At 44.4% G+C, this 14525-nt stretch carries 12 protein-coding genes; 4 read left to right on the plus strand and 8 right to left on the minus strand.

Annotated elements, in window-relative coordinates; genetic code table 11:
* Positions 1-4: 4 nt before the first annotated feature.
* The 8 genes from kduI to Q0852_RS16670 form a co-directional block, all read right to left on the minus strand.
* Positions 5-835: a 5-dehydro-4-deoxy-D-glucuronate isomerase gene (gene kduI / locus Q0852_RS16635; protein WP_299019820.1), complete on the minus strand. Its 831-nt coding sequence runs from the start codon at positions 833-835 to the stop codon at positions 5-7.
* 110 nt (positions 836-945) lie between these two features.
* The gene (gene agaF / locus Q0852_RS16640) at positions 946-1389 is read right to left on the minus strand and encodes a PTS galactosamine/N-acetylgalactosamine transporter subunit IIA (RefSeq protein WP_299019821.1); all 444 of its coding nucleotides are present in this window, start codon (positions 1387-1389) and stop codon (positions 946-948) included.
* A gap of 58 nt (positions 1390-1447) precedes the next feature.
* Positions 1448-2341: a PTS system mannose/fructose/sorbose family transporter subunit IID gene (locus Q0852_RS16645; RefSeq protein WP_299019823.1), complete on the minus strand. Its 894-nt coding sequence runs from the start codon at positions 2339-2341 to the stop codon at positions 1448-1450.
* Positions 2331-3098 (minus strand): PTS N-acetylgalactosamine transporter subunit IIC, encoded by a 768-nt coding sequence (gene agaW, locus Q0852_RS16650; protein ID WP_299019825.1) that lies wholly within the window; start codon positions 3096-3098, stop codon positions 2331-2333. Before agaW (Q0852_RS16650) ends, Q0852_RS16645 begins: the two co-directional genes overlap by 11 nt.
* A gap of 46 nt (positions 3099-3144) precedes the next feature.
* Positions 3145-3645 carry a PTS system mannose/fructose/N-acetylgalactosamine-transporter subunit IIB gene (locus tag Q0852_RS16655; protein ID WP_299019827.1) on the minus strand — a complete coding sequence of 167 codons (501 nt, stop codon included), beginning with the start codon at positions 3643-3645 and terminating at the stop codon, positions 3145-3147.
* Positions 3646-4728: 1083 nt separating this feature from the next.
* Positions 4729-5616 (minus strand): PTS system mannose/fructose/sorbose family transporter subunit IID, encoded by an 888-nt coding sequence (locus Q0852_RS16660; protein ID WP_299019829.1) that lies wholly within the window; start codon positions 5614-5616, stop codon positions 4729-4731.
* Positions 5603-6379 (minus strand): PTS N-acetylgalactosamine transporter subunit IIC, encoded by a 777-nt coding sequence (gene agaW / locus Q0852_RS16665; protein WP_299019831.1) that lies wholly within the window; start codon positions 6377-6379, stop codon positions 5603-5605. Before agaW (Q0852_RS16665) ends, Q0852_RS16660 begins: the two co-directional genes overlap by 14 nt.
* A gap of 207 nt (positions 6380-6586) precedes the next feature.
* A complete protein-coding gene (locus Q0852_RS16670; protein WP_299019833.1) occupies positions 6587-7414 on the minus strand; it encodes a DeoR/GlpR family DNA-binding transcription regulator in 828 nt (275 codons plus the stop codon).
* A gap of 580 nt (positions 7415-7994) precedes the next feature.
* On the opposite strand from Q0852_RS16670, the gene Q0852_RS16675 reads away from it, so the two are divergent.
* The 4 genes from Q0852_RS16675 to Q0852_RS16690 all read left to right on the plus strand — a co-directional run bounded on the left by Q0852_RS16675 (position 7995) and on the right by Q0852_RS16690 (position 14380).
* Complete coding sequence (locus Q0852_RS16675; protein ID WP_299019834.1) at positions 7995-8936, plus strand: hypothetical protein; 942 nt, start codon at positions 7995-7997, stop codon at positions 8934-8936.
* Between the two features lie 42 nt (positions 8937-8978).
* Positions 8979-11411, plus strand: coding sequence for a polysaccharide lyase 8 family protein (locus Q0852_RS16680; RefSeq protein WP_299019836.1), 2433 nt, complete (start codon positions 8979-8981; stop codon positions 11409-11411).
* A gap of 8 nt (positions 11412-11419) precedes the next feature.
* Positions 11420-13288 (plus strand): hypothetical protein, encoded by a 1869-nt coding sequence (locus Q0852_RS16685; RefSeq protein ID WP_299019838.1) that lies wholly within the window; start codon positions 11420-11422, stop codon positions 13286-13288.
* A 198-nt stretch (positions 13289-13486) separates the two neighbouring features.
* Entirely contained in the window at positions 13487-14380 is an 894-nt protein-coding gene (locus Q0852_RS16690) for a LysR family transcriptional regulator (RefSeq protein WP_299019840.1), read from the plus strand.
* Positions 14381-14525 lie beyond the last annotated feature (145 nt).

Consider the following 14525-nt stretch of genomic DNA (forward strand, 5'->3'; position numbering starts at 1 on the left):
GAAGCTATTTAAGCTCACTCATATCAACACCGTCCATGTCATGGAATGTCTGATTTTCACCCACCATGCCCCAGATAAATGTGTATGCAGAAGTACCTACGCCTGAGTGAATTGACCAGCTTGGGCTAATCACAGCCTGCTCGTTACGCACCACCAGATGACGAGTCTCTTGTGGTTCGCCCATGTAGTGGAAAACCACATTGTCAGCAGTAATATCAAAGTACAGGTACACTTCCATGCGGCGTTCATGGGTGTGGCAAGGCATGGTGTTCCACAAACTGCCCGGAGCCAGTTCAGTCATCCCCATCAAAAGCTGGCAGGTCGGCAGCACCGTTGGATGAAGGTACTTATAGATAGTGCGCACGTTGCAGTTTTCCGTGCTGCCCAGGGTTTCCGGTGCCGCATCTTCGCGGGTTATCTTACGGGTTGGATAAGTCATGTGGGCCGGTGCGCTGTTAATGTAGAAACGGGCAGGCTTGTCCGCTACTACATTTTCAAATTTCACGTCCTTGGCACCCTGCCCCACATACAGCGCTTCACGAGAACCAATTTCAAATGTTTCACCGTCAACGATAACCAGACCAGGCTCACCAATATTGATCACACCCAGTTCACGTCGCTCAAGGAAGAACTCGGCACCGATTTCTTTACCGGCTTCCAACGCAAGGGAGTGGCTGGTTGGTACCGCGCCACCGACAATAATGCGATCGATATGGCTGTAGGTCAGCTGAATTTGACCTGCCTGAAACATATCATCAATCAGAAACTCTTTGCGCAGTCCTGCTGTATCAAGCTGCTTAGCGTGATCACTATGAATTGGTTGACGAACATCCATTGATAAAACCTCTTTATTTCAATATTTTCTTGGGGCTCAACCATTGTTAAATGGCCAACTCCCCCGAATAAGCGTGCCTTGCACAATCACCGACAACGGAACTTCATGAGTTATAGCCCGCCTTTACAATCAAGCTCTGGCTCTGATGCCATCACTTTTTCTAATTCTTTACGCATATCATTCATGCAAGATGTGCCGATCTCCAGCAAGGTTTCCACCAGCTCCGATAAAGAAACACCATCACGCTCAAACGCGGCATTGGCCACTAGCGGCAAATTTACCCCTGCAATCAATTCAACATTTTCTGTATTGAGCATGATATTCAGAGCACGGTTGGCCGGTGAGCCGCCTGGAATATCCGTCAGGAACAGCACGCCTTCGCCCGAATCCACTTCTTTGGCCGCTTGGCTCAGCACTTCTTCAAGCTCATCTGTCGACATCGATTCGACAAAATCGATAAAACGCATTTGCTCTTGCTCTCCAGCAATGGCATTAACGGCTGACTGGATACCTGTCGCAAAATTTATATGGCCGGAAACAACAATACCGATCATGAAAATCTCCTTGAAGAGGGGCGTTTGTGCCCCTCAGATTCTGAATAAAGAGAGCCCGTTAAAGGATGCCGAAAAAGTGACCAACAACCCCTGCGCCCAAGGTTGAGAAGATAAGCACCGGCGGCTTGGCCCAGAATCCAGTCCCCTTCACCATCTTAAACATGAAGAACACCAGTGCCAGCGGCAGCAGGTTCGGCATGATCTTGTCAAACAAGGCGCTTTGCAGTTCGACGACCTTACCGCCCAACTCGAGCGATGCGGTGGTCTGCACCCGAATAAAGGAGGCCGAGAGCGCCCCGATAACAAAGATACCCATTATATTGGCCGCTTTTGCCAGCTTCTCAGTCGCATCACTCATGTTGACCATGGCTGCGGTACCGGCTTTGTAACCCATAAACATCAGGCCGAAGTACACCGCGAAGTGGACAATCTGGTACAGAAAGAAGAACACAAACGGACCGGCAATCGACCCATCCATCGCAATCGAAGCACCCAGCGCCAGTGTCAGCGGCATCAGGGTCATGTGGTCAATAGCATCACCGATACCACCAGTCGGCCCCATGCCGGCCACTTTCATTACGTTGACCGTAGACGGCTTTTCCTTGTTCTCTTCCATCGCGACGGCGGTACCGAGCAGGAAGGTGAACAGCTTAGGGCTAGCATTGAAGAACTGCAGGTGGTTCTTCAGCGCCTTGGCCAGATCACGCTTGTTGTTGCCGTGGATCTTCTTCAGTGCCGGAATAATTGAGTAGGCAAAACCACCCGCCTGCATACGTTCGAAGTTAAAGTTACCTTCCATGAACAGGCCACGGATTGCACAAAGCCATAAATCTTTTTTGGTAATAACCTTGCGCGGCGTGGTGTCTTCGTATGAATCAATATCATCAACCAGACTTTCGTGAACCTTTGTATTCTTACTGGCTAGAGTGCCTGCTGTGATATCAGATGCCATCTTCGAATTCCTCGACTTGATTGTTTGAAGTTCCATTAGTTGCACTGAAAAAGAAGTAAAGTGCTGCTGCGGCTGCGCCCAGGATTGCTACCGCCATGATTGGCAGTTTCAGGTAAGTGGTCATTACGAAGCCGATAAAGAATATGCCAGCCACTTCTTTCGACCACATAATTTTAAGCAACATGGCAAAACCGATAGCAGGAACCATCTTGGCACCGATGCCCAGACCTTCCAGCAGTACTTTTGGTGCATTTTCGTCAATCCAGGATGCCGCATGTTCACCGAAATAGACGGTTGCAAAAGCTACTGAGGCGTATAACAAAGAACGTAGAGAGATAGTGGTTATCAGTAGCCGATCGATACCGCCTGCATCACCTTGCTCGGCAAATTCGTCCGCCTTGCCCATGGTGAAAGATGTCACTGCAAAGAAACCGATAATCAGCATCTGCATCAGAACCGCGATAGGCATCCCCACGCCCATTGCCACTTCTGCTGACTGGCCAGTCATTACCGCAAAAGCCACTGCAGCAATCGTACCCATGGTGACATCAGGCGGCTGAGCACCGGCGTTAGGCACCAAGCCTAACCAAGCCAATTCCAGGGTGGCACCGGCAATCAGGCCAATTTGCATATCACCCATGATCAGGCCGACAACTGGGCCAGTGATCAACGGGCGGTGAATGTTCAGCGCGACATCAAATTTATCGATACCACAGAAGAACGCCCATATTGCGACAAGCGAAGCTTCAAAAAACATGATTTATTCCTTTTAAAATCTCTGTTTACCGTGAGAATGGCGCGGTTTATGCCGTTGTCATGGCAAGTTCAAGCACGTTTACCTCTGCTTGATCCGGCGTGTTCTGCACCGTGCATGTCACACCGCGCTCAACCATGTGTTCAAAGGCATTCAGATCTTTGTCGTCAACCGAAACAGTCTTGGCAATCTGTCGTTTGCCTTCATGGAAGTGCATGTTGCCCACATTGCAGTGCGTAATAGGCACACCTCCTTCAACTAAACGGGCAACATCTGTCGGGTTATTACACAAAATAAAAATCTTCTGCTTCGGCGAAGCCTTACCGATCACATTGATGGTTTTCTGAATGCTGAAAAAGCGAACTGCATATTCACCACCGGCCGAGGCTTTCATGCCTGCCTGCATAAAAGCGGCATTCGGTCCGTCTGCCGCTTCGTCATTGGCAACAAGGATCAAATTGGCTTCTGTGTGCTTACCCCAGGTAATACGGATCTGGCCGTGAAGCAAGCGTTCATCGATACGCGTCCAGACAATGTTTGGTGCTGTCATAATGTCCAACCTCTTTACTTATCTTGAATTACAAATTTACGAATTGATGGGGCTAAATCGTCGTTCACGCCCCCTTCGTTACTTTTGAACAGAAAGCAATGACAACATCGGTCTTAAAACTGTCTGGTGCTCTTAACTGACTTTTTCATGCTAACCTCTTCTGAGATCATGAAACCTACCAAATCAAACAACACTCCCACAACCTGCCATTTGCTTTCATTTGCACTCATATTTAATCGCCCTGCTAAAACGATCAATCGCTTTGTGTTATAAATTTGATAAAACTCACAAATTCAACGAGAATCTAACCTCCCGTGAAGTCAGCTTTACAGATCCTCGTCAGCAACACCTACCCCTAATTGACAGGCAACCGACAACCCTCAGCAAATAAAAAACAGCAACTACAAAGAGATTTAAAACAATGACTTAGTTGACTAGCAAAACATCTCGCAGCCAGCTACTCATTATTTCGATTCGTCAGGAAAGTAAATATTTGACCTATTTATCAAATTAGAGCAACATCATGATTACTCATGGCTGCCTGCCGATATCAGCACACCAGGCAAATAAACGTAAACGAGTAAAAGTAATAACAAGTGGCAAAACATGAAGAATCACAACACTCGTTAGGAAAAGGATTGGTATTTCATATATAGCTAAGAAAATACTCGCTGTTCGAGAGCATTGGACGGCCCCTGTAAAATAGGCACTTCCAGTCTAATCTTTGTTACCAGAAGAACAATTTAAGCAATCAGCGTTAAATACAGGAATTTTAAGACTACTGCGTTCAAAATATTTATGAACCGCAGGGAAGCTCCGGTCTAGGACTCTAAGCAAAATATTACACAAGGATTTTAGTAGGTTGAACGAACAGAGAAGAAAGCTGAGGAGAAAAGGAATATTCGAAAAAGCAACAAAGTCGCAAAACTTTTGCTTTATCTAAATCAGAAAAAAGGCATGACAAGGCAACAGGCACATCACGCCATGACCCTTTGTATTACCGAGCTGATACCAAACTAGACAATAATCTGCTTCAATAAAACAGTTATCATCCGTTTAGTATTATTACAACCCGGTTATCATTTAGAAAACGCCAACCAACCGACCAGTAATACCTGCAGCCAGTGTGATGAAAATCAGCTTGCTGGGTGATTTACCTTTCTGTACCAAATAGAACATAATCCAGACAAAGGTTAACGGCAAAATATTCGGCATAATTTTATCAAACAGGTCAGTCTGAACTGATACTTTCGCTTCACCTGCATGAATAACAAGCGGCGTTGATATTCGGACAAAACTTGCCGACATGGCCCCAAGTACACCAAGACCAATAATATTTGCCGAGCGTCCCAGCTTTTCAGCTTGTGCTGAAAGTTTATCTAACGCTGCGACGCCTGATTTATAGCCGAAGAATAGCAACCAGAAATAAACAAAGAAGTGATAAAACTGATATAACGCAAAGAACACAAATGGTCCGGCAATACTCCCCTGAAGTGATATCGCCGCACCAATACCCAAGGTAAGGGGCATCATTGTCATATGATCAATAGCATCACCAATGCCGCCTGTCGGCCCCATTGTTGCGGCTTTTACCGAATTAATGGTCGATGGTTTTTCCTTATTCTCCTCCATGGCAATACTAAGGCCAAGAGGAAAGGTGAACAGTTTCGGGTGAGCATTATAAAATGCCATATTGTTCTTTAGCGATTTGGCTAAGTCTTCTGGGTTGCTATGTATTTTTTTCAATGCCGGGATCATCGAAAAACAAAAGCCACCAGCCTGCATACGCTCATAGTTAAAATTACCTTCCATAAATAAGCCACGGAAACCAATTTTCCATAAGTCGCGTTTTGTTATAACTTTCCTGACTTCTTTATCTTGATAGGCATCAACATCATCATTCAATATGATATTTTTATTTTCAATATGAGGAAAAGTTTGTTCTAACAGTTCAACATTAGAGCTCATCATTAATTGTCCCTATGTTATCTGAATAAGACGAATTTCCGCCTTCTTTCTTTTCTTGTTGATAGAAATCCAAAATCGCAAGACAAAGGAAAGTAATAGCAATCGCAATAATCGGTAGATTCAGATAGGTCGTCAATATAAAACCCAAGAAGAAGTAAGGCAGCAACTTAACATTAAACATAGTGCGAAGAAGCATCGCAAAACCAACTGCTGGCATCATGCGACCAGCTACAGCCATACCGTCAATAATATCTTGAGGTAAATACTGAACAATAAAATCAGCCCCCGCCGTACCATAGTAAACAGATGCAAATGCCACTATACCAAACAGAAGTGAACGTAGCCCCAAACCAAGGTACAACATATTATCAATACCTTGAGTATCACCTCGCTCTGCATATTTATCACATTTTTGCATTACAGGAGCAAAAGATGTGAACAGGAAAATAAGCAATGCCTGCATTGCCATTGCAAATGGAATGGCTATCCCAAGTGATGCCTCTGGTGAGATACCCAGCTTAATAGCAAATGCTGTACCGGCAATAGCCCCGATGTTTACATCTGGCGGCTGGGAACCAGCATTAGGGACTAATCCAAGCCAGGCTAATTCCATTGTCGCGCCCGCAATAAGACCTGTTTGCACATCCCCCATAATAAGACCTACGACAGGGCCTGTAATTAACGGGCGGTGTATATTCAGTGCAACATCGTATTTATCAATGCCACACAACATAGCCCAAAGTCCAACAAGTAGTGCTTCAAACATAACTAAATTCCTGCTAATAAGCTAACACTTTAGTGATATTAAAACTATCTCTCCTGTGCTTTCAGTCATGTGTTGAACAGCCGATAAAATACCCACCAAACGTAAGCTATCGAACATTTCCATGTTTTATAACAACACAGACTTTAATAAAAGCACTGTTATAGAAAAGCCAGCTCGAGCATTAATAATATGTGACATTGTAAATTATTACTCTTTTGACATGATCACTTTTACAGAGTTAGTTTCAAAATAATCGATATGGTCCTGACTAATCCCTTGATCTGTTATCAATGTATCAATGATGTCAATGTCACCTATCCAAAATGTACTACTGGAGGTCAGTTGTTTCGACTCAGTCACGACAATAACTTCTTCAGATAGCTCACACAGCAGCTTCACCATATCGGCCTCAAACTCTGACTTTGCAAAAAAACCAAGTTTTTTATTAAATCCATCAACTTTGATAACTGACTTGTTAAACCTATACCTTTTAAGATTGCTAAGGACTTGTGAGCCAACAAATTTCATGCTCTCTGGTTCGACAATCCCGCCCGGCATGATAACTTTTATATTCTTATGGTGTATCAAGTTACTCATCAGATTTATGTCATTGGTCATAACCACCACAGGACCTAAATCAGGCACCGCTTTCATGGCTTGCCGAATCATGTCATGGCCATCCATAAACACAGTATCATTCGATTTCAGTAATGTCTGAAGGATCCCACCGATTGAGTCGATAAAGGACAAATCATGCTTTTCCCCCTTCTCAAACTCAGCAGCAGACGATCTCTCACTCTGCACTTGAGTAAAATCAGCATGAGGTTTTGTGGCAAATTTAGATACCGGGCCTTTATTAATAATGGCTACGCCATGGGAGCGGATAATAAAACCGCCTTGCTCTAAAAACCGCAGATCTGCCCGGATAGTAGAACCGGAAACATTAAACAATTTCGACAGTTCCTCTACATAAGCTTTTCCTTGCAAGCCAACAATATTAGCGATCTCCATTCGTCGCTCAATAGCACTTTTCATATGATGCTCTCCGGAGGTCGCGACATCTACAAAACCTGACAAATTTTATCACTAATCGTCAATTGATTTTATTTGCCGCCATTTTAATCTTGATGTTAAAACAATCAACTGTCTTTTGTGATTAGTTTAACATAACTCACATTTTAAACTTGAAACCAACCACTAATGATACCTGCTTTATACAGTCACGTCAGCATTACCAACCAGTAATTAATTGACATGCAATAACTATTTGTTCCCCAAAAGACACAAAAAGACCAAGCCACACCATCCATTAAAAACAATAGCTTAAATAGCTCCCGCTCTAGAAGCTGCTCAACTGCACTGTTGCCCCTATAACCATTTGGGTGCATAGAAAAATGGAAGGAAATGTGACCCATTCATCAAAAAAAAACAACATAATCAACATCTGGTTGTCAATGTCAACGCATTGATCAAGCATAGCAAACGAAATAAAATGGCAACAATTGAGATGAAATGAGAGCATATGAAACATTGAGTGCAAATCAATGCACTCTATCAACCTGACCTCACTGTTCAAAGGAATTTAAGCTAATCAACCCATAACAGAGAGTAACAAATGAAACGAAGTGCTTACACATTTGTTCTTTTAGGTACATCACTAATGATGATTCCTGGCCCCAGTTTCGCCAGAAGCTGGGTCGAGATCGGAGCTGAGTACGAACAGTACCTCGACGAGACAGACAAAGGAGTGACATACAACTATGAGCGCCTGAATTCAGAAACACCGTACATACGTTTTTCCCACTCGCCCAGTAATAATAAATGGAATATCTGGGGTCGTGCATTTACGAAAATCTATCCAAATGAAGATCTGTTTACGAATAACACCACAACCTCAATAACAGAACGACTCGAGCTTCATTACACAAAAATGATCCGGCGGGGATCATGGCGGTTTCGCCCCGGATTTGGCATTAGGTATAACGGTTATGATATTGACCGCCATGAAACCGAATACCGCTTTTACCCTCAAGTTGATTACTTTCTAACTCAGAAAAACCAGCTGTTTTTTAACGGACACTGGTATATCGGCGACAGCCGCGGAAAAAGAATGAGTGATTCTGCTGCACAACATTATGTTGACTGGGGCTATGAGGCAGAATTTGGTTTGCAGCACCGCTTCAATGACGGCTCTGCCATTCGACCACACTTCTATAACGAATTTGACAGTTTCGAAAATAACTACGATGTGAAGTACTGGCAATTCAGGTTGGTTTACACAAAGAAATATGGCCGCGCTACGATAAATCCATTCATCCGCTATGGACTGGGCCGCATTATCACCGATCGTTCCCATCACGACCCAGAGCGCTGGGGCTTAAGCCGAAACAACAATTACTCCCGGGCAGGTATATATGGGAACGTTGGTATTTCAGGAAAGTGGCACATCACCTATGAAACTTACTACCAAGTTGAACACCAACACTCTCCCCAGGGAGACGAGTTGCCAGACCGAGATAAGTCCTTTTTCAAGCTAGGTATTCAACGCATTTTCTAATTATTCACAACAAGACCAAATTCAAACAAAAGGAACTTGCTAGTGAAACACTCCAATCTTGCTATTCTAATTTCAGCACTAAGCTGTTGCAGTGCCATTGTACTCCCAGCTATGGCTTCTACGACAACTCCAGTAACTGACACAACCTCAGCAATTTCAGAATCTACCTATTTGGCAACGTTACGCAGTCGTTGGGCCAACTATTTTCTTGGCGATCCCGCTCAGACTTTTGATCAAGGCCTTAAGCGCGCCGTTGCAAAAATTAATACTCAGGCCGAAGGGTGGTTGAAAAACCTGACAGCTTCAAAAAACGGATTGTGGCAGGACATCCCGTTGGACGCTGACTCCGGTGATGGTCGTCTAAAACTGGGGGCACAGCTCTATGCCTCCTATAAACGCCTCTTTACTCTTGCCCGCGCTTATAAAATGCCCGGCGGCAAACTGGCAGGAGACCCAAAGCTTCGTGATGCCCTCATTGATAGCCTCACGACACTTAACCACCACTACTATCATGTGGGAGCCGCCGAATGGGGAAACTGGTGGCACTGGCAGTTAGGCATCGGTCGCGTGGCCAACAATATCATGGTCATCCTCTATGATGACGTACCGACAAAACTGGTTAAGCGGTATATTGAAACCTCCCGCTACTTCGTCCCCCGTCCGACTCACCTAAGTGAAGGGTATGGTGCTCCTTACTCGTCCAGCCCGCTAATGTTCGAATCAACCGGCGGTAACCGGACTGACAATGCACAAATCGTTCTGATCCGCGGTATTCTAGATAATAATCCAGATGAAATTAAAAGCGCAGTAAGCGCCCTGTCAAGCGTACTGCCTCTAGTTGACGAAGGAGACGGTTTTTACCCTGACGGCTCTTTTATTCAACACAAAGATCTGCCCTACAGCGGCACCTACGGCCAAGTAATGGTTGAAGGCCTTGGCATGCTGCTCGGCTTAGTTGCCAATACCCCCTGGCAGGCAACCGATCCTGGGCTGCAAAAAATCTATCCCCTACTACTGGATGCCTTCGCTCCTCTGCTTATTGACGGCCGGATGATGGATATGGTCAACGGGCGGGCAATTTCACGCATTTCCGGCCAAAACCATAAGGTTGGCCATGCCATGTTGAATGCGATGCTACTCTATGTTCCCGGCGCTCCGAAAGAGTATAAAAGTCGGCTAAAAGCACTGATTAAAACCCAGATCCAACAAGATACCTTTGCCGACTTCTTCAACAATCCGAAATTTTTCAGTACTCACCAACTGGCCCGGCAGATCCTTAACGATCCCAGAATTGCGGTATTGCCGCCTCGAAACCAGCACAAACAATTTGCCGATATGGATCGGATTGTCCATCACCGGCCTACATGGAGTTTTACGCTGGCCATGCATTCTGATCGAGTAGGTAACTATGAATGTATCAACGGTGAAAACCTCAAGGGGTGGCATACCGCCGATGGCATGACCTACCTCTACAACCAGCAGCTTGACCACTATACCGGCTACTGGCCTTTGGTAGATGCCTACCGGCTTCCCGGCACAACATCGCTTGATGTCGTTCGGAAGCCTTGTTCCGGCCAGCTCAGTGTCCAGCGAGACGGCCGACAAAGCAATACCGAATGGGTCGGCGGCAGCCAGCTCGGTAACTACGGTATTGCCGGAATGGACTTCTACAACTGGAATAACCAGCTACATGCGAAAAAGTCCTGGTTCATGTTCGACAATGAAGTTATCTCACTGGGAGCAGACATCCAAAACCACAGCGACGCCAATGCTTTTACCACTATGGAAAACCGGAAAATCAGCGAAAGTACACAGGTTTCAGTAAATGGTAAGCCATTGGAAAACGGTGCCGACTTCAACGGTGAGTTACGCCAGATCAATATCTCATTGCCGACTAAAGGTAACCTCCTGAGCTATATCATGCTGCAGCCCCAGTCCGGCTCGGTTACCCGTGCCTGCCGGAAAGCCAACTGGTCAGAGATCGGACAAAATAAAGGGGCTATCTCAGGTTGCTTTGTCACGGCGAGTCTGCCTCACGCCCAAACGACCAGCTACGCCTATGCCTTGCTTCCCGATACCAGTGAAGTGGCTGCCGCACAGTTTGCCAACCTGCCTGCCGTTACTGTCATAGCCAATACCGGCAAAGTACAAGCCGTTGAACACCCCTCGCTTGCGCTGTTTGCGGCGAATTTCTGGGATGAGGCCAAGGCAGGCCCAGTGATAGCAGATGATCCGATGTCAATCATGATTAAAACCGGCAGTGATGCCTGGGCCATTGCTCTCTCAGATCCAACCCGCAGCTGGGGAAAGGTGTCATTTAAGCTCGATGGTGAATTTTCACTGGAAAGTGATCCCGAGCAGCGGATTTCACTCGGCTCCGACGGACAGATTAAAGCGGGGCTTTACGGACTTCGTGGACGCAGTTACAGCTTCACCTTAATACCAAACAACCAACAAAACAATCAATCACACTAGGTGAAATTATGAAACCCATATTTTATTGCATCATTACAGCCAGCGTAGTACTGACGCTCTTTGGCTGCGGCAACAGCTCTAATGATCGCCCGACAGGCGGGAAGACCTCACAAAAGCCGGGAGCTACATCCCATGAAGCTCCCGCCGATCTGCAGCCGAATTTGACAGATTACACCCACATCTCCAGCCTAGATTTGGAATCATTAGCTGGTTTAAACGGCTCCGCGCTTATCCATGGTATAGAGAAGCAGCTTAATGCAACTCTTGGTGCCACTGCACGAAACGTTGGATTTGCTCCTTCCTCATATAAAGTCACACCTCGCTGGGGCACAGGGGATAAAAACTGGGATCAAGTCAACCTGCAGGTTGTAGAAAGCGATGGTGAATATGTCCTTGAAACCATTCTTGACAAAGAAGCCGTTGGGAAGCCGTCATCAGATAATACGGTCAAAAATGGTTTTGGCTTTATCATCACTTTACCTAACGGACTCGTTAAAAAAGCAACGCTCAGTTACAAGCTCCGGCTTAATACATCGCTGGGTTACAGAAATATTGAGAAAAGCCCAGACTATATTTTCCTACCGGGTTTAACCAGTGGCGATCCGATGGTTGAAAACAAAGCCAGTGCTCCAGGAGCGGGCTTTACCTATAAATACACCACAGATCGCTATGGTTACCTCAATACCCGCTATTCGGATCCAACAGACAACACCTATTTTAACCAGCAGTTACAGCTTGACGGTAACGGTGTCAAGGTAAATGCCGGGCACTGGAACCAAATTCAACAACAGTTGGTTGCAAATGATGTTGCTTCCGACGATCCTACTTCACAACGCGACAATGGTTCTCTGAGCACACTATATAATGGTTTCCTTCTACAGCCCAAAACTGGAGGTCCAGTCGACAATCGCGTTATCATTGATGATTATCACCCTTATAAACTAAAAGCTCTGTTCGAGATATATCGTCATTACAAACATAAGTCAGATCAACCGCAAAGCCTGCAGGAGCAGCGCATACAAATCAAAAACATCATACTGGGGTGGAATGATGAGCAAGTCTCGCTGCCAGAACAAAAGGAAACACCGAATGCCTGTTCAGATGGTTTTACGAAAACACGAGCACTTGATCTGCCCGAACTCGTTGGACTTGAAGGACAAAAGCTTCTTGATGGCATTGCAGCCCAGTTGGGCGATTTACCTTCAGGATCTGTAAGTTATGATTTTGGTGTTGATAATATCTCGATTGTCACGTATGGCGGCAAACCTGTCCTGCAGGTTACTTATGTTGCAAATGCCGCTTCAACAGCCGATGCGGGCAACGGTACCGGTTTTAAAATCTCCTATCCTATCAGCAGTGACGTGACACCAACCGGCGCCTGTTTTGCCTACGATATGCAGATTGAAAAAGATATTGCAGCAGGCAACAATAGTGACTATATCTACTTGCCGGGTATCCGTCTCAACGAAGACGACACACTATTGTCTGACCTTCGCTACTCAACAAACAAATACAAGCGGTTGTCAGCCAAGTTCACCAATCCACCACACCCTAATTTGAAGTGGCTGGACTATAAAAATAACCCATATATCAATGCCGGTAACTGGAACAGCATTAAGCAAACGATGGCAATGAATGAGGAAGGTAAGGGAACTCTAAATTTCCTCATGAATGATGTTACCTACTTTAAGCCCAATGCCAACAAGTTCGCAGGCCGAGCATTCGAGACCGTTGAGCACCAACTGGTACCTGTAGATAAGCTATCTTCGCTGCAACTCGTTTCCAACTTTGATACTTATCGTCATGTAGCAGGTGGCCCCAAAAAACAGACCATCCGCTATCGCAATATTGCTATTGGCTGGAATACAAACCAGTAACCACTCACTCCCTTGATTCTTAAATCAGGTAAAAATACTCAGGGGGCAAACCACGCTCCTTGGGTATTCCAACATCAGCTCTCCTATTCATGAACCACATAAGTGAATTATATGTTTCCGACTTGGAAACAATAACAAGACGTTTCTCTCTTTACGTATTAATTTATATGTATAATATTAGCAACAAAGGAGATTAACATGAATTCATTAAACCTTAACTTATTAAAAACCTTTTATAATGTGGTTTTATACAATTCTTTTTCTATTGCAGCAGATAAACTTTACATTTCTAAATCTGTTGTTAGCAAACATATAAAGCTCCTTGAAGAAGGTTTAAATTGCACCCTTATTCAAAGAACAACAAGAACCATTAACTTAACCGATGAGGGGCGCTACCTTTACAATCACTGTATAAAAATTTTTTCTAGTATCAATGAATGCTATGAGTATATTGATGATAGAAAAGGAGAAGTAAGGGGTAAACTCAGGTTAAAAATGCCACCTGTACTTGAACATGACCCATTTGTTACTAATATAATATCCAAATTAATGGTCTCTTACCCAAACCTTAATTTGGATATTGTCTTTGATAATAATATTGGTGACCTAGTAGGAGAAGGTTTTGATGTTGCTTTCTATATAGGCCAACCTGAAGACAGTTCATATAAATGTAGAAAAGTAAAAAACCTTTCAACTTATGTTGTGGCATCTCCTGATTATATTAAAACACATGGTGAACCCATCCACCCTCAAGATTTAGTTCATCATAGATGTATGAACTACTCTCATTGCCTAACTAATAAAAAGTGGACATTTACAGACAACAATCAGGAAATTTCAGATGAGGTTTCCCCATATATAGAGTCATATATAGAATCACACAGTGAGTTATTACTGTCAGAATTCGCAATTAAAGGCCTTGGAATTACAGTATCATTAGATTTTATAGCTGAACCCCATATTAACAATGGTGCACTATTAAGCGTTTTATCCAAATATACATGGAAGACAGCATTATACATCATTTATCCAGACAACCTCGTTGTGCCACTAAAAACAAGAAAGCTCATTGAACTTTTATTTAATAAATAATCCTATTCCTATAAATCCGTATCAAACAATAACATTTGACCCAGAACCACTATTTTGTCTCATAATTTGGTCGTGATGCCAACTTGGTGATTTGAACTATAGTTTAGTTATTTGTCGAGTTATCGGGTGATCTTATGGCGACACT

It is taken from the genome of uncultured Photobacterium sp. (assembly GCF_947502415.1).
Lineage (GTDB): Bacteria > Pseudomonadota > Gammaproteobacteria > Enterobacterales > Vibrionaceae > Photobacterium.

What these genes read in the sequence shown, in the direction of transcription:
- Q0852_RS16675 (WP_299019834.1), top strand. Translation starts at nt 7,995, where the DNA reads ATGAAACGAAGTGCTTACACATTTGTTCTTTTAGGTACATCACTAATG.
- Q0852_RS16690 (WP_299019840.1), top strand. Translation starts at nt 13,487, where the DNA reads ATGAATTCATTAAACCTTAACTTATTAAAAACCTTTTATAATGTGGTT.
- Q0852_RS16660 (WP_299019829.1), bottom strand. Translation starts at nt 5,616, where the DNA reads ATGATGAGCTCTAATGTTGAACTGTTAGAACAAACTTTTCCTCATATT.
- agaF (WP_299019821.1), bottom strand. Translation starts at nt 1,389, where the DNA reads ATGATCGGTATTGTTGTTTCCGGCCATATAAATTTTGCGACAGGTATC.
- Q0852_RS16685 (WP_299019838.1), top strand. Translation starts at nt 11,420, where the DNA reads ATGAAACCCATATTTTATTGCATCATTACAGCCAGCGTAGTACTGACG.
- agaW (WP_299019825.1), bottom strand. Translation starts at nt 3,098, where the DNA reads ATGTTTTTTGAAGCTTCGCTTGTCGCAATATGGGCGTTCTTCTGTGGT.
- Q0852_RS16645 (WP_299019823.1), bottom strand. Translation starts at nt 2,341, where the DNA reads ATGGCATCTGATATCACAGCAGGCACTCTAGCCAGTAAGAATACAAAG.
- agaW (WP_299019831.1), bottom strand. Translation starts at nt 6,379, where the DNA reads ATGTTTGAAGCACTACTTGTTGGACTTTGGGCTATGTTGTGTGGCATT.
- kduI (WP_299019820.1), bottom strand. Translation starts at nt 835, where the DNA reads ATGGATGTTCGTCAACCAATTCATAGTGATCACGCTAAGCAGCTTGAT.
- Q0852_RS16655 (WP_299019827.1), bottom strand. Translation starts at nt 3,645, where the DNA reads ATGACAGCACCAAACATTGTCTGGACGCGTATCGATGAACGCTTGCTT.
- Q0852_RS16670 (WP_299019833.1), bottom strand. Translation starts at nt 7,414, where the DNA reads ATGAAAAGTGCTATTGAGCGACGAATGGAGATCGCTAATATTGTTGGC.